The 20,662-nt window shown below is 68.4% G+C and carries 21 protein-coding genes; 12 read left to right on the top strand and 9 right to left on the bottom strand.

Annotated features, from left to right (window positions below; all coding sequences use genetic code 11):
- The first annotated feature begins 29 nt into the window (after nucleotides 1-29).
- The 3 genes from FA743_RS17585 to FA743_RS17575 all read left to right on the top strand — a co-directional run bounded on the left by FA743_RS17585 (nucleotide 30) and on the right by FA743_RS17575 (nucleotide 1,668).
- Nucleotides 30-749 (top strand): ComFC family protein, encoded by a 720-nt coding sequence (locus FA743_RS17585; RefSeq protein WP_246055028.1) that lies wholly within the window; start codon nucleotides 30-32, stop codon nucleotides 747-749.
- Nucleotides 750-778: 29 nt separating this feature from the next.
- Nucleotides 779-1,036, top strand: a complete 258-nt coding sequence (grxC, locus tag FA743_RS17580) for a glutaredoxin 3 (protein ID WP_136887391.1) — start codon at nucleotides 779-781, stop codon at nucleotides 1,034-1,036.
- A gap of 122 nt (nucleotides 1,037-1,158) precedes the next feature.
- Entirely contained in the window at nucleotides 1,159-1,668 is a 510-nt protein-coding gene (locus FA743_RS17575) for a MarR family winged helix-turn-helix transcriptional regulator (protein WP_136887390.1), read from the top strand.
- A gap of 7 nt (nucleotides 1,669-1,675) precedes the next feature.
- Here FA743_RS17575 and ubiG read toward each other — a convergent pair whose 3' ends face one another.
- A complete protein-coding gene (gene ubiG / locus FA743_RS17570) occupies nucleotides 1,676-2,410 on the bottom strand; it encodes a bifunctional 2-polyprenyl-6-hydroxyphenol methylase/3-demethylubiquinol 3-O-methyltransferase UbiG (protein ID WP_136887389.1) in 735 nt (244 codons plus the stop codon).
- Nucleotides 2,411-2,459: 49 nt separating this feature from the next.
- Here ubiG and pip point away from each other — a divergent pair, with 49 nt between their 5' ends.
- From pip to infB, 6 genes are all read left to right on the top strand, one after another.
- On the top strand, nucleotides 2,460-3,452 hold the full coding sequence (pip, locus tag FA743_RS17565; RefSeq protein ID WP_136887388.1) for a prolyl aminopeptidase: 993 nt from the start codon (nucleotides 2,460-2,462) through the stop codon (nucleotides 3,450-3,452).
- Nucleotides 3,449-3,910 (top strand): tryptophan-rich sensory protein TspO, encoded by a 462-nt coding sequence (gene tspO / locus FA743_RS17560; RefSeq protein WP_136887387.1) that lies wholly within the window; start codon nucleotides 3,449-3,451, stop codon nucleotides 3,908-3,910. The genes pip and tspO overlap by 4 nt, the downstream gene beginning before the upstream one ends.
- Before the next feature lie 133 nt (nucleotides 3,911-4,043).
- On the top strand, nucleotides 4,044-4,712 hold the full coding sequence (gene rimP / locus FA743_RS17555; protein ID WP_136887386.1) for a ribosome maturation factor RimP: 669 nt from the start codon (nucleotides 4,044-4,046) through the stop codon (nucleotides 4,710-4,712).
- A gap of 3 nt (nucleotides 4,713-4,715) precedes the next feature.
- Complete coding sequence (gene nusA / locus FA743_RS17550) at nucleotides 4,716-6,353, top strand: transcription termination factor NusA (RefSeq protein WP_136887385.1); 1,638 nt, start codon at nucleotides 4,716-4,718, stop codon at nucleotides 6,351-6,353.
- Between the two features lie 24 nt (nucleotides 6,354-6,377).
- A complete protein-coding gene (locus FA743_RS17545) occupies nucleotides 6,378-7,001 on the top strand; it encodes an RNA-binding protein (RefSeq protein WP_136887384.1) in 624 nt (207 codons plus the stop codon).
- An 8-nt stretch (nucleotides 7,002-7,009) separates the two neighbouring features.
- Complete coding sequence (infB, locus tag FA743_RS17540; protein WP_136887383.1) at nucleotides 7,010-9,565, top strand: translation initiation factor IF-2; 2,556 nt, start codon at nucleotides 7,010-7,012, stop codon at nucleotides 9,563-9,565.
- A 294-nt stretch (nucleotides 9,566-9,859) separates the two neighbouring features.
- On the opposite strand, the gene FA743_RS20815 is transcribed toward infB, so the two are convergent.
- From FA743_RS20815 to FA743_RS17525, 4 genes are all read right to left on the bottom strand, one after another.
- Nucleotides 9,860-9,988 (bottom strand): hypothetical protein, encoded by a 129-nt coding sequence (locus FA743_RS20815; protein ID WP_269436660.1) that lies wholly within the window; start codon nucleotides 9,986-9,988, stop codon nucleotides 9,860-9,862.
- 122 nt (nucleotides 9,989-10,110) lie between these two features.
- Entirely contained in the window at nucleotides 10,111-10,509 is a 399-nt protein-coding gene (locus tag FA743_RS17535; RefSeq protein ID WP_136887382.1) for a (deoxy)nucleoside triphosphate pyrophosphohydrolase, read from the bottom strand.
- Complete coding sequence (argJ, locus tag FA743_RS17530) at nucleotides 10,506-11,759, bottom strand: bifunctional glutamate N-acetyltransferase/amino-acid acetyltransferase ArgJ (protein ID WP_136887381.1); 1,254 nt, start codon at nucleotides 11,757-11,759, stop codon at nucleotides 10,506-10,508. Before argJ ends, FA743_RS17535 begins: the two co-directional genes overlap by 4 nt.
- On the bottom strand, nucleotides 11,759-12,652 hold the full coding sequence (locus FA743_RS17525; protein ID WP_136887380.1) for a peptidylprolyl isomerase: 894 nt from the start codon (nucleotides 12,650-12,652) through the stop codon (nucleotides 11,759-11,761). Before FA743_RS17525 ends, argJ begins: the two co-directional genes overlap by 1 nt.
- Nucleotides 12,653-12,863: 211 nt before the next feature.
- Between FA743_RS17525 and secA the strand changes: the two genes are divergently transcribed.
- On the top strand, nucleotides 12,864-15,617 hold the full coding sequence (gene secA, locus FA743_RS17520) for a preprotein translocase subunit SecA (RefSeq protein WP_136887379.1): 2,754 nt from the start codon (nucleotides 12,864-12,866) through the stop codon (nucleotides 15,615-15,617).
- A 173-nt stretch (nucleotides 15,618-15,790) separates the two neighbouring features.
- A complete protein-coding gene (locus tag FA743_RS17515; RefSeq protein ID WP_136887378.1) occupies nucleotides 15,791-16,525 on the top strand; it encodes a hypothetical protein in 735 nt (244 codons plus the stop codon).
- Between the two features lie 257 nt (nucleotides 16,526-16,782).
- Here FA743_RS17515 and fmt read toward each other — a convergent pair whose 3' ends face one another.
- From fmt to def (FA743_RS17495), 4 genes are all read right to left on the bottom strand, one after another.
- Entirely contained in the window at nucleotides 16,783-17,676 is an 894-nt protein-coding gene (fmt, locus tag FA743_RS17510) for a methionyl-tRNA formyltransferase (protein WP_136887412.1), read from the bottom strand.
- Between the two features lie 76 nt (nucleotides 17,677-17,752).
- Nucleotides 17,753-18,253 carry a peptide deformylase gene (def, locus tag FA743_RS17505; protein WP_136887377.1) on the bottom strand — a complete coding sequence of 167 codons (501 nt, stop codon included), beginning with the start codon at nucleotides 18,251-18,253 and terminating at the stop codon, nucleotides 17,753-17,755.
- 1 nt (nucleotide 18,254) lies between these two features.
- A complete protein-coding gene (locus tag FA743_RS17500; protein ID WP_246055027.1) occupies nucleotides 18,255-18,770 on the bottom strand; it encodes a peptide deformylase in 516 nt (171 codons plus the stop codon).
- Nucleotides 18,763-19,284: a peptide deformylase gene (def, locus tag FA743_RS17495; RefSeq protein ID WP_136887375.1), complete on the bottom strand. Its 522-nt coding sequence runs from the start codon at nucleotides 19,282-19,284 to the stop codon at nucleotides 18,763-18,765. Before def (FA743_RS17495) ends, FA743_RS17500 begins: the two co-directional genes overlap by 8 nt.
- Nucleotides 19,285-19,364: 80 nt before the next feature.
- Between def (FA743_RS17495) and FA743_RS17490 the strand changes: the two genes are divergently transcribed.
- Nucleotides 19,365-20,549, top strand: coding sequence for a MalY/PatB family protein (locus FA743_RS17490; RefSeq protein WP_136887374.1), 1,185 nt, complete (start codon nucleotides 19,365-19,367; stop codon nucleotides 20,547-20,549).
- Nucleotides 20,550-20,662: the final 113 nt, after the last annotated feature.

Here is a 20,662-nt window from a genome sequence, read left to right as displayed (position 1 = left end):
TGCTTTCGGGGGCGATGAAAGCGGCGCTGATGCTGCTCTATCCGCCCCAATGCCTGGCCTGCGGGGCGGGGGTCGCGGACGGGGGCGCGGGGGCCGTCCATCTGTGCGCCGCCTGCTGGTCCGAGGCCGCCTTCATCACCGGCGCCTGCTGCGATTGCTGCGGGGTGCCCCTGCCCGATGACGGGACCGGCGCGGGACAGGTGCTGGTCTGCGACGACTGCCTGTCTGCCGTGCGGCCCTGGTCGCGCGGGCGGGCGGCGCTGGTCTATGCGGGCACGGCGCGGCGGCTGATCCTGGCGCTGAAGCATGGCGACCGGCTGGATCTGGCGCCGCCGCTGGCGGGCTGGCTGGCGCGCGCGGCGGCGCCTCTGGTGCAGCCCGGCATGATCGTGGCGCCGGTGCCGCTGCATCTGCACCGGCTGGCGCGGCGCAAGTACAATCAGGCCGCGCAGATCTCGGGCCGGGTCGCGCGGCAGCTGGGGCTGGAGCATCGGGCCGACCTGCTGATCCGCCTGCGTCCCACCCGCGCGCAGGATCATCGCAGCGTCGCCGACCGCTTCGCCAATCAGCAGGGGGCGCTGGCCGTGCACCCGCGCCGCGCCGAGGGTCTGGCCGGGCGGCCGGTCCTGCTGGTCGACGACGTGATGGCCTCGGGGGCGACGATCCATGCGGCGGCGCTGGCGCTGCTGGCGGCGGGGGCGGGCCCCGTTTCGGTCGCGGTGCTGGCACGCGCGGTCAAGGATCCCTAGATAGGGGCCAGCCCTCAGAAAGGACCGCCATGACCATCGAGATCTACACCACCCGCACCTGCCCCTTCTGCATCCGTGCCAAGCAGCTTCTGGACCAGAAGGGCGCCGACTACTCCGAGATCGACGTGGGCGCCGATCCCGCGCTGCGCGACAAGATGACCAAGCGCGCCGGCAAGCGCTCGGTCCCGCAGATCTTCGTGGGCCAGACCCATGTCGGCGGCTGCGACGAACTCTACGCGCTGGAGCGGGCCGGCCGGCTGGATCCGCTGCTGAAGGGTGCCGCCTGACCCTCAGGCGATGCCCGTCCAAGGCGAACCGCATGGTTTCGCTTGACCTACCGGTGGTGGACGGGCACGCTCGTCCATCCCCTGCCCCGATAAACACCGGCCCCCTGAGGCCTTGGAAGGCCATGACGACACGCGCGACCGACCCAGACAAGGCGACCGAGGCCCGGGTGATCGATCCCCGGTCCAACGACCGGCTGGCCGCCAGCCTGTTCGCCGAGGTGCTGATCGCCGACCAGCTGTCGCGCAACCTGATCAGCAAGGCGCTGCCCAAGGGGATGCAGATCTCGCATTTCTCGGTGCTGAACCTGCTGGCCCATGTGAACGAGGAACGCACCCCGGCCCAGCTGGCCGAGGCGTTCCACATCACCCGGGGCGCGATGACCAACACCCTGTCGCGGCTGGAATGGGCGGGCCATGTGCATATCCGCCCCGATTGGGACGATGCGCGGCGCAAGTTCGTGTCGATCAGCACGGCGGGGCGGGCGGCGCGCGATGCGGCCATCGCGGCCTTCATGCCGCTGATCGCGGGCGTCGTGCGCGACATCGGCGCCGAGCGCGTGCGCGGTGCCCTGCCCGTCCTGCGCGAATTGCGCCTGCGGCTGGAGGCCGATCCCCCCAGGCCCGCCGATTGAGGCCGCCTCAGATCCGGCGCGCGGTCAGGATGTAGTTCACCGACAGGTCGCTGTCCGACAAAGTCCACGAGAACCCGATCGGGTTGAAGACCATGCCCCGCCGGTCCGCGACCGACAGCCCGGCGGCCTCGGCCTTGGCCGCCAGCTCGTCCGGGGTCAGGAAGCGCGCCCAGTCATGCGTGCCGCGCGGCAGCCAGCGCAGGATCCATTCCGCCCCGACGATCGCCGCCCCGAAGCTGCGCGCGGTGCGGTTCAGCGTCGACACGATCAGCAGCCCGCCCGGGCGCAGCAGCTCGCGGCAGGTGGCGATGAAAGCCGCCGGATCGGCCACATGCTCCACGATCTCCAGCGCCAGCACCACGTCGAAACGCTCGCCCGCTTCTGCCAGCGCCTCGGCGGTGGTGGCACGATAGTCGATGGCCAGGCCCTGGCCGTCGGCATGGGCCTGGGCGACCGAGATGTTCACCTGCGTCGCATCCGCGCCCATGACATCGGCGCCAAGCCGGGCCATCGGCTCGGTGGCCAGCCCGCCGCCGCAGCCGATGTCCAGCACCCGCAGCCCGCCGAAGGGGCGCAGGCCCGTGCGGTCGCGCCCGAACTCGGCGGCGATCTGGTCGGCGACATAGTCCAGCCGCAGCGGGTTCATCAGGTGCAGGGGCCGGAACTTGCCGCGCGGATCCCACCATTCGGCAGCCATCGCCTCGAACTTGGCGATCTCGGCAGGGTCGATGCTGGTGGTCATGGCTGAGGTCCTTCTGGCGGGCGGCGACGAGAGGTCTTATAGTGTCAGGATGGACCGATTGGCAGGACAAATCTCCGCGTCACATGGCCGCCTTCACCCGGCGGTCGAGCCCTTTGCCCGACACATGATCGAGGTCGGCGACGGGCACACGATCTATGTCGAGGAATGCGGCAACCCCGAGGGACGCCCCGTACTGGTGCTGCATGGCGGCCCGGGCGGCGGCTGCAGCCCCTTCATGCGGCGCTTCTTCGACCCCGCCCATTTCCGCGTGGTGCTGTTCGACCAGCGCGGCTGCGGCCGCTCGCGCCCCACCGCCAGCGTCGAGGCCAACACCACGCAGCACCTGATCGCCGACATCGCGCTGATCCGGGACCGGCTTGGCATCGACCGCTGGCTGCTGTTCGGCGGCAGCTGGGGGGCGACGCTGGCCCTGGCCTATGCCGAGACCCATCCCGGCCATGTCAGCGGGCTGATCCTGCGTGGGGTCTTCCTGGGCACGCAATCCGAACTGGACTGGTTCTATGGCGGCGGCGCGGCGCGCTTCTTCCCCGACCTCTGGGCGCGGTTCCAGGAGCCGATCCCCGAGGCCGAGCGCCACGACATGATCGGCGCCTATCACCTGCGGCTGTTCGACAGCGATCCGGGGCGGCAGGCGCGCTTCGCCCAGCCCTGGCTCATGTGGGAGAACGCGTTGGCCGGGCTGCAGTCGCAGGCCACCAGCCACGCGCCCTCGGATTACGCCCGCGCCTTCGCTCGGCTCGAGAATCATTATTTCAGCCACCGCTGCTTTCTGGACGAGGGGCAGCTTCTGCGCGACCGCGCCCGGATCGCGCATCTGCCCGCCATCATCGTGCAGGGTCGCTATGACATGGTCTGCCCGCCCATCGGTGCGCATGCGCTGGCCGAGGGCTGGCCGGGCTGCGACCTGCGGCTGATCCCGGCCTCGGGGCACGCGCTGTCCGAACCCCGCATCACCGCCGAACTGGCCGCCGTCATGGACGGGGTCCGCGACCAGGACCGCAGCCGAAAGACCCCGCGATGAGCCTGAACCTGTTCCTGATCTTCCTGCTGGCCAGCGTGGCGGCGGCCTCGACCGGCGTGATCTTCAAGCCCGGCAGCTGGTATGACGGGCTGAAGAAGCCCGGCTTCACCCCGCCGAAATGGGCCTTTCCCGTGGCTTGGACGGTGATCTACTTGCTCTCGGCCGTCGCCGCCGCGCGCGTGGCGCTGCTGCCGGGGGCCGGGCCGGCGCTGGCGTTGTGGGCGGCGCAGATCGCGCTGAACACGCTGTGGACGCCGGTCTTCTTCGGCGCGCGGATGATGGCCCTTGGCATGGTGATCATTTCCACGCTTCTGGTGACGGTGGCCAGCCTGACGGTCGCCGTCTGGCAGCTGGACTGGCGGTCGGGGATGCTGCTTCTGCCCTATCTGGCCTGGCTGGTGGTGGCGACGGGGCTGAACTGGCGCGTCTGGCGCGACAACCCCGGCGCCGGCGCCTGAGAAGCGCGCTTGCAATCCGCCGGGGGCGGGGCTATATGACGCTCAACAGCGGTGCAGGGGTCCAAACCCTGCCCACCGGAACTTCCGCACGGGGCCCGCTGACGGCCCCTTTTTCATGTCCGAAAGGATCTTCATGTCCGACGATCTGCCCCAGCCCGACGGCTCGCCCGCGCCCGGCCTGTCCGCGACGAACGACCTGATCGCCAAGACCGCCATCGACCGGCGCCTGGCCGAGATCATCACCCCGGTGATCGAGGATCTGGGCTATGAGCTGGTGCGCGTGCGCCTGCAGGGCGGCAAGACCGCCACGCTGCAGATCATGGCCGACCGCCCCGAGGGCGGCATCAACGTGGACGATTGCGCGCAGATCTCGACCGCCGTCAGCGCCACGCTGGATGTCGAGGATCCGATCACCGACAACTATTACCTCGAGGTCTCCAGCCCCGGCATCGACCGCCCCCTGACCCGGCTGAAGGATTTCGAATCCTTCGAGGGCTACGAGGCGCGGCTGGACATCAACCAGCCCATCGACGGCCGCAAGCGCTTCAAGGGCCTCCTGGCCGGCGTCGAGGGTGACGAGGTGCTGATCAATATCGAGGACCAGGGCCAGACCCACACGATCGGGCTGCATTTCGACCTCTTGTCGGATGCGAAGTTGGTCCTGACCGACGAGCTGATCAAGGAAATGCTGCGTCAGAAGAAGGAAGCCGGGGTCCAGATCGACAACCTGGACGAAACCGCCTTCGACGAGATCGAAACCGACGACACCGATGGCCCCGACGCCGTCCAACCGAAGGAGTGAGTGATGGCGATCACCTCTGCCAACCAGCTTGAACTGTTGCAGACGGCCGAAGCCGTCGCCCGCGAGAAGATGATCGAGCCCGAGCTGGTCATCGAGGCGATGGAGGACAGCCTCGCCCGTGCCGCCAAGTCGCGCTACGGGGCCGAGATGGACATCCGCGTCAAGATCGACCGCAAGACCGGCAATGCCAGCTTCACCCGCGTCCGCACCGTGATGGCCGATGACGAGGTCGAGAACTATCAGGCGCAGGTCACGGTCGAGCAGGCGCGTCCCTATCTGGACGATCCCAAGATCGGCGATGAGATCATCGACATCGTGCCTCCTGTCGAACTGGGCCGCATCGCCGCGCAATCCGCCAAGCAGGTGATCCTGCAGCGCGTCCGCGAGGCCGAGCGCGATCGCCAGTACGAGGAATTCAAGGACCGCGCCGGCACCATCATCAACGGCGTCGTCAAGCGCGAGGAATACGGCAACATCATCGTCGATGTGGGCCGGGGCGAGGCGATCCTGCGCCGCAACGAGAAGATCGGCCGCGAAAGCTATCGCCCGAACGACCGCATCCGCGCCTTCATCAAGGATGTGCGCCGCGAGGCCCGCGGTCCGCAGATATTCCTGTCGCGCACCGATCCGCAGTTCATGGCCGAGCTGTTCAAGATGGAAGTCCCCGAGATCTATGACGGCGTGATCGAGATCAAGGCGGTCGCCCGCGACCCCGGCTCGCGCGCCAAGATCGCGGTCATCAGCTATGACAGCTCGATCGACCCGGTCGGTGCCTGCGTCGGCATGCGCGGCAGCCGCGTGCAGGCCGTCGTCGGCGAATTGCAGGGCGAGAAGATCGACATCATCCCATGGAACGAGGATCAGGCGACGTTCCTCGTGAACGCCCTGCAGCCCGCCGAGGTCAGCAAGGTCGTCTTCGACGAGGAAGCCAACAAGATCGAGGTCGTGGTTCCCGACGAACAGCTGAGCCTGGCCATCGGCCGTCGCGGCCAGAACGTGCGTCTGGCCAGCCAGCTGACCGGTCTGGACATCGACATCCTGACGGATGAGGAGGAATCCAAGCGTCGTCAGGCCGAGTTCAACAGCCGCACCGCGCTCTTCATGGAGGCGCTGGATCTGGACGAGTTCTTCGCCCAGCTGCTGGTGGCCGAGGGCTTCACCAATCTCGAAGAGGTGGCCTATGTCGATCAGGACGAACTCCTGACCATCGACGGCGTCGACGGCGACACCGCCGCCGAGCTGCAGGCCCGGGCCCGCGACGTGCTGGAGGCCAAGAACAAGGCCGCCCTGGACGCCGCCCGCGCGCTTGGCGTCGAGGACAGCCTGGTTGAATTCGAGGGCCTCACTCCCCAGATGCTGGAGGCGCTGGCCAAGGACGGCATTAAGACGCTGGAAGATTTCGCGACCTGCGCGGATTGGGAACTGGCCGGCGGCTGGACCACGGTGAACGGCGCCCGCGTCAAGGACGAGGGCCTTCTGGAAAGCTTCGAGGTCAGCCTCGAGGAGGCGCAGACCATGGTCATGACCGCGCGCGTGCTTCTGGGCTGGGTCGATCCGACCGAACTTGAGGGCGAAGCCGAGGCCGACTCGGACGAGACCGAAGACGATGACGACACCCCCAACCCAGAGGCCGGGGCCTGATCGGGCCCCGGAACGGAGCACAGCTTGAGCCGAGGCGGACGTGACAAGGACCGGGACGATGACCCGGAACGCCGGTGCATCGCCACCGGCGAGGTGCAACCCAAGCGCGGGCTGATCCGCTTCGTGATCGGCCCGGACGGGCAGGTCGTGCCCGATCTGGCCGAAAAGCTGCCCGGCCGCGGCATCTGGGTCGCCGCTGACAAGGCGGCCCTGCAGAAGGCGGTGGGCAAGAACCTGTTCTCGCGCGCGGCCAAGATGCCCGTGCAGGCGGATCCGAACCTGCCCGATCTGGTCGAGGCGGGCGTGGCCCGCCGGCTGATCGACCTGGTCTCGCTGACCCGCAAGGCGGGCCGCGCGGTAGCCGGGTTCGAAAAGGTCAAGGGCTGGCTGGCCGAGGGGCGCGCGAAGGTGCTGCTTCAGGCCAGCGACGGGTCGGAACGGGGCAAGGGCAAGCTGTGGACGCCCACCGGCGGACGCTGGTTCGGCTGCCTGACCGCCTCAGAATTGGGTTTGTCCTTTGGGCGTGATCATGTCATACACGGCGCGCTTGCGAAGGGTGGCCTGACGGACAAGGTAATCTTGGAAGCCGGCAGACTGACGGGTCTGCGCGGGCATGACGATGGCAATACGGCCGTCGGGAAGGAATGAAGACGCAGATGAGCGACAAAGACGGAAAATCCCCCCTGGGTCTCGGCGGCGCTGGCCGTTCGGGCCAGGTCAAGCAAAGCTTCAGCCATGGCCGCACCAAAAGCGTCGTCGTGGAGACCAAGCGCAAGCGCGTCGTGGTGCCCAAGGCAGCCACGCCGATGACGACTGCCGAGAAAGAGAAAAACCCGCTTACCGCCCGCATGGCCGGCGACAGCTCCAAGCGCCCCGCCGGCATCTCGGATGCCGAGATGGAGCGCCGCCTCAAGGCCCTCGCCGCCGCCAAGGCGCGCGAGGCGGATGATGCCGCGCAGCGCCTGGCCGACGAGAAGGCCCGCGAGGAAGAGCGCGAGCGCCGCCGGGCCGATATCGAGGCCAAGGCCAAGGAAGAGCGCGAGCGCGAAGAGGCCCAGAAGGCCAAGGCGCTGGCCGAAGCCCTGGCCGTCCAGGATGCCGCCGACGAGGCCCGCCGCAAGGCCGAGCCGCGCCAGGAACGTCCCAAGCCTTCCGCCGGCGCCACCAAGCCCGACGCCCCCGATCAGGCCAGCATCGAGGCTGCCGCCTCGCGCGCCGAGACCAAGGGCGTCACCACCGGCGTGGCCCGCAAGACCGACCGGGCGGGCGACCGTCCCGATCGCGACAAGGCCGCCAAGGTCAAGACCGACGATGCCCGTCGCGGCGGCAAGCTGTCGCTGAACCAGGCGCTGAACGGCGAAGCCGGGCGTCCGCGCAGCATGGCCGCAATGAAGCGCAAGCAGGAACGGACCCGCCAGAAGGCGATGGGGCAATCCCCGCGTCCCGAGAAGCAGTTCCGCGAGGTCCGCCTGCCGGAAACCATCGTGGTGCAGGAACTGGCCAACCGGATGGCGGAACGCGCCGCCGACGTGGTCAAGTCGCTGATGAAGATGGGCATGATGGTCACCGCCAACCAGCCCATCGACGCCGACACGGCCGAGCTGGTGATCGAGGAGTTCGGCCACAAGTTCATCCGCGTCAGCGACCGCGACGTGGAACAGGTCATCGATTCGGTCGGTGACAAGGACGAGGATCTGGTCACCCGCCCGCCGATCATCACGATCATGGGCCATGTCGACCACGGCAAGACCTCGCTTCTGGATGCGATCCGCAAGGCCAATGTCGTCTCGGGCGAGGCCGGCGGGATCACCCAGCATATCGGCGCCTATCAGGTGACGACCGATTCGGGCGCGGTGCTGTCCTTCCTGGACACGCCGGGCCACGCGGCCTTCACCTCGATGCGGGCCCGCGGCGCGAACGTGACCGACATCGTCGTGCTGGTCGTGGCCGCCGATGACGCGGTCATGCCGCAGACGATCGAGGCGATCAACCACGCCAAGGCCGCCAATGTCCCGATGATCGTGGCGATCAACAAGATCGACCGCCCCGCCGCCGATGCGCAGAAGGTCCGGACCTCGCTCTTGCAGCACGAGGTGGTCGTCGAGGCCATGTCAGGCGACGTGCAGGACGTCGAGGTCTCGGCCAAGACGGGCCAGGGTCTGGACGAACTGCTGGAGGCCATCGCGCTTCAGGCCGAGTATCTGGAACTGAAAGCCAACCCGAACCGCGCCGCTCAGGGCGCGGTGATCGAGGCGCAGCTGGATGTGGGCCGCGGCCCCGTCGCGACCGTCCTCGTGCAGCACGGCACCCTGCGCCGCGGCGACATCTTCGTCGTGGGCGAGCAATGGGGCAAGGTCCGCGCCCTGATCAACGACCAGGGCAACCGCGTCGAAGAGGCCGGCCCGTCCGTCCCGGTCGAGGTTCTGGGCCTGAACGGCACCCCCGAGGCCGGCGACGTGCTGAACGTGGTCGAGACAGAGGCGCAAGCCCGCGAGATCGCCGAGTTCCGCGCCCAGCAGACCAAGGACAAGCGCGCCGCCGCCGGTGCCGCGACGACCCTGGAACAGATGATGGCCAAGGCGAAGGCCGATGTCAGCGTGTCGGAACTGGCCGTCGTCCTCAAGGCCGACGTGCAGGGTTCGGCCGAGGCCATCGTGCAGGCGCTGGAGAAGGTCGGCAACGACGAGGTGCGCGTCCGCGTCCTGCATTACGGCGTCGGTGCGATCACCGAATCCGATGTGGGTCTGGCCGAGGCCTCCGGCGCGCCGGTCATCGGCTTCAACGTCCGGGCCAACGCCCCCGCCCGCAATGCCGCCAACCAGAAGGGGGTCGAGATCCGCTACTACTCGATCATCTACAACCTGCTGGACGACATCAAGGCGGCCGCCTCGGGCATGCTGTCCAACGAGATCCGCGAGAACTTCATCGGTTACGCGACGATCAAGGAAGTCTTCCGCGTCACGGGCGTCGGCAATGTCGCCGGCTGTCTGGTCACCGAAGGCGTCGCCCGCCGCTCGGCCGGCGTGCGCCTGCTGCGCGACAACGTGGTGATCCACGAGGGCACGCTGAAGACGCTCAAGCGCTTCAAGGATGAGGTCAAGGACGTGCAGTCCGGCCAGGAATGCGGCATGGCCTTCGAGAACTACGACGACATCCGCCCCGGCGACGTCATCGAGATCTTCGAGCGCGAAGAGGTCGAACGCTCGCTATAAGGCGACAGCCCGTGATGACGAAAGGGCGGCCCTCGGGCCGCCCTTTTGCATGGGAGAGGACCGAGCCGCTGCCAGGCCCCTCGGGAACCCTCCAACACCGGCTGCCGTTGGGCGGCCTGCACGCCTTATTTGTCAAGCGGCGCCTGCTCCGGGGCTGCGGCGCCGGGGCGACCGGCCTGTGACAGCGGAGCCGGATCGCAGATGCGCCCATGCGAAAGGGGGCGGCCCTCCTGGACCGCCCCCCTCTTTCCGTCCCTGAGAACCGGCGCAGCTCTCCCCCCGCGCCGGGTCCTGTCAGGCGCTGACCGGCTTGCCCTCGAAGGTGCGGTCGCCGACGCGGACGAAGATGTTGCCGTTGGTCGAGGATCCTTCGAAAAGACCCTGGATCGAGATGTAGCTTCCGATCGAAATTGTGCGAATCATGTCAAGCCCTCCTCAGTGCTCTAAGACAAGTTAGTCATGAAAGAGTTAACAAAGAATGCACTCTTTCCTCATCTAAGACTTTTTTAGGCAGGTTGACAACCAGAACGGTAAGTTTTGTGCTTTTAAAGCCACATTTGCAGCGCAGGTATCAGTGGTATGTCAGCCGGGGGCATAGGGTAATTGCGCAAATCATTGGCCCGGACCCAGGCCAGGTGCTGCCCCTCGCGCGGTTGCACAATCCCGCGCCACTTGCGGCAGGCAAAGACCGGCATCAGCAGGTGAAACGATTCGTAGGCATGGCTGGCGAAGGTCAGGGGCGCCAGACAGCTGTCCCAGGTCTGGATGCCCAGCTCCTCGTCCAGCTCGCGGATCAGCGCCGCCTCGGGGGTCTCCCCGGGCTCGACCTTGCCGCCCGGAAACTCCCACAGCCCCGCCATCGACTTGCCCGGCGGGCGCTGTGCCAGAAGCACGCGCCCGTCCGGGTCGATCAGCGCGACCGCCGCGACAAGGACGGTGGTCAAGACCGGTAATCCGCGTTGATGTCGATATAGCCATGCGTCAGATCGCAGGTCCACACGGTCCGCGCCCCCGAACCCAGCCCCAGATCGACGCCGATCCGCAGGTCCTGGTTGCGCATGTAGGCGCTGGCGGCGGCCTCGTCATAGCCGGGCGCCCGCCAGCCGTTCTCGGCCAGCACCATGTCGCCGAAGCTGATGCGCAGCCGGTCGCGGTCGGCCTCGGCGCCCGACTTGCCGACCGCCGCGACGATGCGGCCCCAGTTGGCGTCCTGTCCGGCGATGGCGGTCTTGACCAGCGGCGAATTGGCGATGGCCATCGCGACCCTGTGGGCATCGGCCTCGGATGCGGCGCCGGTCACCGCGACCTCGACGAATTTCGTGGCCCCCTCGCCGTCGCGCACGACCTGATGGGCCAGATCGCGCATGACGCCGTGCAGCGCCTGCACGAAGGCGCGGCCCGTCTCGGTCTGAAGATCGTTGATCGGCGCGGCCTTTGCCTGCCCCGTCGCCGCCAGGATCAGCGCGTCCGAGGTCGAGGTGTCGCTGTCCACCGTGATCGCGTTGAAGGTCGCGTCCAGCCCCGATGACAGCGCCTGCTGCAGCAGGTCGGCAGGCACCCGCGCATCGGTGAACAGATAGACCAGCATCGTCGCCATGTCGGGCGCGATCATCCCCGATCCCTTGGCGATGCCCGCGATCCGCACCTGCCCGCCTTCGGCCTCGACGACCGCCGAGGCACCTTTCGGGAAGGTGTCCGTCGTCATGATCGCCTGCGCGGCGCCTGCGACGCCGCCCGCGTCCAGTCCCGCGACCAGATCGCCGATGACCGCCACGATGCGGTCATGGGGCAGCGGCTCTCCGATCACGCCGGTCGAGGAGGAGAAGACCCGCCCCCGCGGCAGATCCAGCGCCGAGGCCACGGCCCCGGTCACGGCATCGACCGATTCCTGGCCCCGCGCGCCGGTGAAGGCATTGGCATTGCCGGAATTGATGACGATCGCCGCGCCCTGCGGCGCGTCGCCCCCGGCGGCCAGCTTGGCCTGATTGTCCAGCACGCAGGCCGCCCGAGTCGAGGACCGCGTGAAGGCCCCCGCCACCGATGCACCCGGCGCGATGCGGATCAGCGTCACATCGGTCCGGCCCTGGTATTTCACCCCGGCGGCAGCGCTGGCGAAGTCGATCCCGGCAATCACCGGCAGGTCGGGAAACCGCGCCGGCGCCAGGGGCGAGACGGGAAGTCCCGCCTTGCCCATCAGTTGGCCTCCAAGAGGTCGATGTCGCTCAGGGCTGTGGGATCGACGCCCTCGGTCTTCTGGATCTCGGCGGCCTCGACCAGACGCGCGATCTCGGCCTCGACCTTCTCGCGCAGCACCATCTGGGTGATCTCGTCGCGGACCTCGGCCAGCGGCGGGGCCTCGCGGGGGCGGGTCTCGTTCAGCTGGATGATGTGCCAGCCGAAATCGGTCTGCACCGGATCCGAGATGGCACCCGGCTCCAGCGCGGCGACGGCTTCGGCGAAGGGCGGCACCATCTGGTCGGCGGTGAACCAGCCCAGATCGCCCCGGTTCGGGCCCGAGGGTCCGGTCGAGTTCGCCTCGGCCAGATCGCCGAAGGCGGCGCCGCCGTCCAGTTCGGCCTTCAGCGCGGTGGCCTCTTCCTCGGTCTCGACCAGGATATGGGCGGCATTGTATTCGGTGGCCGTGCCGGCCTCGGCGAAGAGTTGGTCATAACGCGCCTGCAGCTCGGCCTCGTCGGGCTCGCCCCCGGCGATCTGCGACACGGCGGCGGCGGCCATGATGTTGCGGCGCTGCAGCTCCATCTGGGCGCGCACGCCGGCGGTCTCCTCGGCCGAGGCGGCCACGGCGGTCTGGCGGATCAGCTGGTCCAGCATCATGTCCCACAGCGCCTGGTCGGGCAGCTCGGCCATGGCCGGGTCCTGGATCGACTGCTTCATGACGATCATCTGGCCCAGGGTGATGTCCTGCCCGTCGACGGTGGCGACGACCTGATCGGCGCCGTCCGCGGTCTGGGCCGCATCCTGGGCCCCATCCTGAGCCGCGTCCTGGGCGAAGGCGGGCATGCTCAGCATCGGCACCGCGATCAGGGCGGCGGCCAGCAGGGTCGCTGGAAGGGTTGGGCGTGTCATGGGGAAATCCTTTGCAGATCGTGACCCGCGCCCCCGTCCGAGGACCCGTGCCAACATTGACAGTCAGGCGGGCGGCGCCTACATCCAAGCCAACTCCGTGGAAGGCGCCGCCGCCGCGTTCGTTCTGGTCCCTGATACGGCAAGGCAGCCGGTGCGGGCAAGTGGGCGCCCGGTCACGCGCCTGTCCCAACAACGTGATGGCGAAGGTAACATGATCGGTAATCTGGCGAAGATGGTCTTTGGCACGCCCAATGACCGCAAGGTCAAGGGCACGCGGCCGCTGGTCGCGCGCATCAATGCGCTGGAGGAACAATTCGCCGCGCTCACCGATCAGGGCCTGATCGACAAGACGGACGAGTTCAAGGCCCGCGTGGCCAAGGGCGAGGCGCTGGACGCGATCCTGCCCGAGGCCTTCGCCAACTGCCGCGAGGGTGCGCGCCGCGCGCTTGGCCTGCGGGCTTTCGACGTGCAGCTGATGGGCGGGATCTTCCTGCATGACGGCAACATTGCCGAGATGAAGACCGGCGAGGGCAAGACCCTGGTCGCCACCTTCCCGGCCTATCTGAATGCGCTGTCGGGCAAGGGCGTGCATGTCGTCACCGTCAACGACTATCTGGCCAAGCGCGACGCCGAATGGATGTCCAAGGTCTTCGCCCAGCTGGGCATGACCTGCGGCGTCGTCGTCCCCTTCCAGCCCGAGGCGGAAAAGCGCCAGGCCTATTCCTGCGACGTGACCTATGCCACGAACAACGAGCTGGGCTTCGACTATCTGCGCGACAACATGAAGGGCTCGGTGGCCGAGATGGTCCAGCGCGGTCACAATTTCGCCATCGTGGACGAGGTCGACAGCATCCTGATCGACGAGGCGCGTACGCCGCTGATCATTTCCGGCCCGTCCCAAGACCGCAGCGAGCTGTACAAGGTGCTGGACACCTATGTGCCGCTGCTGACGCCCGAGCATTACAAGCTGGACGAAAAGTCCCGCAACGCGACCTTCACCGAAGAGGGCAACGAGTTCCTGGAACAGCGCCTGACTGCCGATGGCGTCCTGCCCGAGGGCCAGACGCTCTACGATCCGGAATCGACCACCATCGTGCACCATGCCAACCAGGCCCTGCGCGCGCACAAGCTGTTCCTGCGCGATCAGCACTACATGATCCGTGAGGGCGAGGTCGCGCTGATCGACGAATTCACGGGCCGCATGATGAAGGGCCGCCGCCTGTCGGACGGTCTGCATCAGGCGATCGAGGCCAAGGAAGGCGTCGAGATCCAGCCCGAGAACGTGACGCTGGCGAGCGTGACCTTCCAGAACTACTTCCGCCTCTATGACCGCCTGTCGGGCATGACCGGCACGGCCTCCACCGAGGCCGAGGAATTCGCCGAGATCTACAAGCTGGGCGTGGTCGAGGTGCCGACGAACCGCGGCATCGCGCGGATCGACGATCACGATCGCGTCTATCGCACCGCCGCCGAGAAATTCGCCGCCGTCATCGAGGCCATCAAGGACGCCAATGCCAAGGGCCAGCCCATCCTGGTCGGCACCACCAGCATCGAGAAATCCGAGATGCTGTCCGAGATGCTGAAGAAGGACGGCGTGCCCCATAACGTCCTCAACGCCCGCCAGCACGAGGCCGAGGCGCAGATCGTCGCCGATGCCGGCAAGCCCGGCGCGGTGACCATCGCCACCAACATGGCCGGTCGGGGCACCGACATCCAGCTGGGCGGCAATGTCGAGATGAAGGTGATGGAGGCGCTCAAATCCGATCCCGACGCCGATCCCGACGCCCTGCGCGCCCAGATCGAGGCCAGCCATGCCGCCGACCGGCAGACCGTGCTGGCCGCCGGGGGCCTGTTCGTCTTGGGTACCGAACGCCACGAAAGCCGCCGGATCGACAACCAGCTGCGCGGCCGCTCGGGCCGTCAGGGCGATCCGGGCCGGTCGCTGTTCTTCCTGTCGCTGGACGACGACCTGATGCGGATCTTCGGGTCCGAGCGTCTGGACAAGGTGCTGTCCACGCTTGGCATGAAGGAGGGCGAGGCGATCATCCATCCGTGGGTGAACAAGTCGCTGGAACGCGCCCAGGCCAAGGTCGAGGGCCGCAACTTCGACATCCGCAAGCAATTGCTGAAATTCGACGACGTGATGAACGACCAGCGCAAGGCTATCTTCGGCCAGCGCCGCGAGATCATGGACAGCGACGAGGTCGGCGAGATCACCGCCGACATGCGCCATCAGGTCATCGACGACCTGATCGACGACCACATGCCGCCCCGCAGCTATGCCGACCAGTGGGACGCCGAGGGGCTGCGCACCGCGATCCGCGAACGCGTGAACCTGAACCTGCCCATCCCGGACTGGGCCGCCGAGGAGGGCGTCGACCAGGACATCATGCGCGAGCGCGTGACCGAGGCCAGCGACCGCTACATGGCCGACAAGGCCGCGGCCTTCGGGCCCGAGACGATGGTGCAGATCGAAAAGCAGGTGCTGCTGCAGCAGATCGACCAGAAATGGCGCGATCACCTGATGACGCTGGACCACCTGCGCTCGGTCGTGGGCTTTCGAGGCTATGCGCAGCGCGATCCGCTGTCGGAATACAAGACCGAGGCGTTCCAGCTGTTCGAGGCGCTTCTGGACGGGCTACGCTTCGACGTGACGCAGCGCCTCTGCCAGATCCGCCCGCTGACCGAGGCCGAGCGCGCCGACATGCTGCGCCAGATGACCGACCAGCAAAAGGCCGCGCAGGCCGATCCGTCGCCCTCGCCCGAGGGCGGACAGCCGCCCGAACCGGCGGCCTCTGCCCCCACGGCGCACCCGCCCGCCGCGCCTCCGGCAGCGGCGGCCCCGGCGTCCCGCAATCCGGCCTTCGTCGAAAGCGATCCCACGACCTGGGGCACGCCGTCGCGGAACGATCCCTGTCCCTGCGGATCGGGCAAGAAGTTCAAGCATTGCCACGGCGCCATCTGACCCCGAAGGTCCGGCGCCCCGGCATCCGGCCGAGAGGGTCGACATCCTGCGCGGCCCACCGGCCCCGCAGGATGTTTGCCTTTCCCCGGACCCCGCCGATGCCTTGCGCGTTGATGGCCCGACACGCTGACCCAAGACCGCCGCCCGGCCTGGGCGCAGGACGGATTTCTCTCATGCTGCTCTTTGACGGCCTTCTCTATCTCGATGTGCAGAAGACCGGCTCGACCTTCGTCACCGCCTTCCTGCAGGCCTGCTGCCGCCGCCCGCAGATCCACTACCACCAGCACGACCGTCTGCGCAGCAAACTGCCCGCCGGCACGGTCCGCGTCATCTCGGTCCGCGAGCCGCTGGCGCAATACCGGTCGCTGTTCCGCTATGGGCTGGACGGCAAGGGCGGGTTGTATCACCGCCTCAAGGATGCGGGCCTGACCGAGGTCTATCAGCCCACGCAGGAGGCCTTCGAGACCTTTGTCGAGATCCTGCTGCAGCCCGAGACCGCGCCGCTTCTGCATGACAGCTTCGAGCCGGTGGCCCGCAAGTTCGACATGGGCATGATGAGCTTCCGGCATCTGCTGCTGGCGGTGAAATGGCCGCTGGCGACGCTGAAGCGCCTGCCCCGCGACGGGCTGGTCGCAGCCTATCCGCGCCTGCGGCTCTGGTCCGAGGCGCTGCGGCAGGAAGATCTGGTGGCCGATCTGCAGGCCCTCGTGGCCCGCCATCCCGACCTGTTCGACCTGGAGGCGGCAGAGGCCTTTCTGGCCCCCAAGGCCAGAATCAACCGCTCGGATCGGGGGGCAGAGCTGTCGACCGACCTGCCCGCACCGCTGATGGCCCGCCTTCTGCAGAGGGAGGATCTGATCTACCGGACCTTCTATCCCCATCTTCTGCCCGAGGGTCAGCCGACCTGACTGCATGACCCGCATCGGGGTTGGGTCCAGATGGGTCCTTCGCGTCGCCGAGGCCCTGCACCGGGCCTTCACCCCCGCGCCGAACGCCAACCGCCCCGAACGTCAGGTCTGCGTTCAGCCAAGGCTGGCACGCCCGGCTTCCACGCACCTGAGGGGTCTTTGCCCCGGGCAGACGTTCGACAGCCCGCGTCTCACGAACAGACCGCGCGCCATACTGCACAGCGATCCGAACCCCGCCAGCCGCAGCCCGTCTTCTCTCACGCCACCCGCGCGGGCAGGTCCCAGCCCCGCAGCAGCTCCTCGACCGGCAGCGCGCGCTTGCCCGCCCGCTGCGCCAGCGTCACCTGGACAGCCCCCGACCCGCAGGCGATGGCCAGCCCCGGCAGCACCGTGCCGGGCGCCCCCGATCCCTCCGTCACGCGGCTGCCCAGCAGCTTGACCCGCTCGCCGCCGATCTCGCACCAGGCGCCGGGAAAGGGCGACAGCCCCCGGATCTGCCGGTCCACCTCGACGGCGGGGCGGGTCCAGTCGATCCGCGCCTCGGCCTTGTCGATCTTGGCGGCATAGGTCACGCCCGCCTCGGGCTGGGCCGTCGCGGGCAGCGGCAAGCGCGCCAGCACCTCGACGATCAGCCCCGCGCCCATCTCCGACAGGCGGTCGTGCAGCCCGCCGGTCGTCTCCTCGGGCCCGATCGCGGTGCGCGCCAGATCCAGCACCGGCCCGGTGTCCAGCCCCGCCTCCATCTGCATGATCGCCACGCCGGTCTCGGCATCCCCCGCCAGGATCGCCCGGTGGATCGGCGCCGCCCCCCGCCAGCGCGGCAGGATCGAGGCGTGGATGTTGAGGCACCCCAGACGTGGCGCATCCAGCACCGGCTGCGGCAGGATCAGCCCATAGGCCACCACCACCGCCACATCCGCCTGCAGCGCCGCGAACTCGGCCTGCGCCTCTGGATCGCGCAGCCGCGCAGGCGTGCGCACCGCGATCCCCAGCTCGTCGGCGGCGCGATGGACGGGCGAGGGGCGCGGCTTCTGCCCCCGCCCGGCGGCGCGCGGAGGCTGGGAATAGACCGCCACGACCTGATGGCGCGCGGCGATCGCCCGCAGCGCCGGCACCGAGAAATCCGGAGTTCCCATGAAGATCACGCGCATCGCCTTGCCCCGTCTGCCACCCAAGAAGGCCCCCTTAATGAAAGAGCAACGGCCCCCCGGCAAGGGGGGCGAGGGATCAGCGCCGCGCCAGCTTGGCCGATTTCGCGACCAGCATCTTGCGGCGCAGGGGCGTCAGCCGGTCCACATACAGCCGCCCCGCCAGATGGTCGATCTGATGCTGCACCGAGGTGGCCCACAGGCCCACGAAATCGCGCTCCTCGCTCTCGCCCAGCTCGTTCAGGAACCGCACCGTCACCGCGCGCGGCCGCTCGACCGGGGCCGAGACGCCGGGCAGGTTCGGGCTGGCCTCGTCATGGCTGCGCAGCTTGACGCTTTCATGCAGCACGACCGGATTGGCCATCCGCACGGCCTGCCCGCGCTTGTCCGAGGCGTCGACCACCGCCAGCTGCAGCATGATCCCGATCTGCGGCGCGGCCAGGCCCACGCCGGGCATCGCCTCCATCGTGTCGATCATGTCATCCCAGATCATCCGCACGGTTTCCGTCACCGCCTCGACGGGTTCGGCCGCGCGGTGCAGGCGCGGATCGGCATAGGGCAGGAAGGCACGCGCGGCCATCTCAGTCGTTCACGATCAGGCGGCCGTCCAGATGGTCGGCCTCGTGCTGCGCGATGCGCGCCGCCGCGCCATCCAGCTGCTCCAGCTGATACAGCCCGTCCAGATCGTACCAGGCGATGCCGATCGAGACGGGCCGCACGACCTCGACCGGCCGGTCGGGGATGGAGAGGCAGCCTTCGATCGCGGCCTCGGTCACGGGGCTGCGGACCAGGATCTCGGGATCGGTCATCACCAGCGGATCGGGCGCGCCCTCCTTCCAGCCGGCATCCATGACGAAGATCCGCCGGCTGACGCCGATCTGCGGCGCGGCCAGCCCCCGGCCCCCGGCGGCATACATCGTGGCCAGCAGGTCGGCGGCCAGCTGGCGCAATTCGGGGCTGCTCAGATAGCCCGCAGGCTCGCAGCGCATCCGCAGGCGCGGGTCGGGCCACAGGACCAGATCATGCACCGTGCCAGAGGCCAGATCGCCCGTCAGGACGGGGCGGACCCAGCCCGGGGCATCGGCGCGATCAGGCACGCGCATTTTCCCGCTTCAGCTTGACCATGCGGCGGGTGATCATCTGCCGCTTGATGGCCGACAGGTGATCGATGAACAGGATGCCGTTCAGATGATCCAGCTCATGCTGCGCGCAGGTGGCCCACAGCTCGTCGAACTCGCGATCATGCGACTTGCCGTCCAGCCCCAGCCAGCGCATTCGCACCTGCGCGGGGCGGGTCACCTCGCCGAATTGCTCGGGGATCGACAGGCAGCCTTCCTCGTAGGTGTTGGACGCCTCCGAGGTCCAGGTCACCTCGGGATTGATCAGGACCAGCGGCGCGGGCGGGGCCTCGGGCTCGCGGGTGGCGTCCATCACGAAGACCCGCAGGCCCACGCCGATCTGCGGCGCGGCCAGACCGATGCCGGGCGCCTCGTACATGGTGGCCAGCATGTCGGCGGCCAGCGTCTCGATCTCGGGCGTGATGCGGGCCACGAGCTGGGCCGCCTTCTTCAGGCGCGGATCGGGATGGATCAGGATCGGTCGAAGGCTCATGTTCCCGGATTTAGGCCAAGCCTTCACCAGACGCAACAACCCAGCTAGACAAGGGCTTGATCAACCTGCAGGAGCCTTCCATGACCGCCCCCGATTTCGACAGGATCATCGACCGACGCGGCACGCGCTGCAGCAAGTGGGACGACATGCAGGCGGCCTATGGCGTCTCGCCCGAGGACGGACTAGCCATGTGGGTGGCCGACATGGATTTCGCGCCCCCCGCAGCAGTGCAGGCGGCGGTGCAGGCGGCGGCGGATCATGGCGTCTACGGCTATCCCGGCGCGAACGCGCCCTATCTGCAGGCGATCCGCTGGTGGATGGCCACCCGCCACGGCTGGCAGATCGACACCGACTGGATCACCACCTGCGCGGGGCTGGTGAACGGCGTGGCGATGACGCTGGACGCCTATACCCGGCCCGGCGACGGGGTCATCGTGATGAGCCCGGTCTATCACGCCTTCGCCCGGGTGATCCGCGCGGCCGACCGCGATCTGGTCGAACTGCCCTTGGCGCTGCAGGACGGCCAGTACCGCATGGACTGGTCCGCATGGGAGGGGATGCTCAAGGGGCACGAGCGCCTGCTGATCCTCTGCTCCCCCCACAATCCGGGCGGCCGCGTCTGGTCGCCCGAGGAACTGGCCCAGGTCGTGGATTTCTGCCGCCGCCACGACCTGATCCTCGTCTCGGACGACATCCATTGCGATCTGGTCATGCCCGGCGCGCCCCGCCACCGGATGGTGGCGACCGTGGTCCCCGAGATCGCCGACCGGCTGGTGACGCTGACCTCGGCCACCAAGACGTTCAACATCGCGGGCGCCCATCTGGGCAACGCGATCATCGCCGATCCCGACCTGCGCGCGCGCTTCCGCCATGCGCTGACCGCGCGCGGCGTCTCGGCGGGGATGCTGGGCATGGACATGGTCGCCGCCGCCTATTCGCCCGAGGGGGCGGCATGGGTCGATGCGCTGATGACCTATCTGGACGGCAACCGCCGGATCTTCGACGCGGGCGTGAACGCGATCCCGGGGCTGCGCTCGATGCCGCTGCAGGCCACTTATCTCTCCTGGGTCGATTTCTCGGGCACCGGGATGACGCCTGCCGAAGTCACCGCCCGGGTCGAGGGCCCGGCCCGCATCGCCGCCAATCACGGCCCCACCTTCGGCACCGGCGGCGCGGACTTCCTGCGCTTCAACATCGCCACCCCCCGCGCCCGCATCACCGAGGCCGTCGCCCGCCTCCAATCGGCCTTCGCCGACTTGCAGTGACACCCCGGCACGACGCCGGTGCACGCCCTGTGCCGCCCCGGTGCACCCCTTCCGGCCCTTTCATCTTGGCCGAAATATCCTCGGGGGGTGAATTGGCCGGCACGGCCAAGAGG

This window comes from Paracoccus gahaiensis, assembly GCF_005048225.1.
Classification (GTDB): domain Bacteria; phylum Pseudomonadota; class Alphaproteobacteria; order Rhodobacterales; family Rhodobacteraceae; genus Paracoccus; species Paracoccus gahaiensis.
Note: the sequence above shows the minus strand (reverse complement) of the source record. Positions and strands in the feature narration are given on the sequence as shown.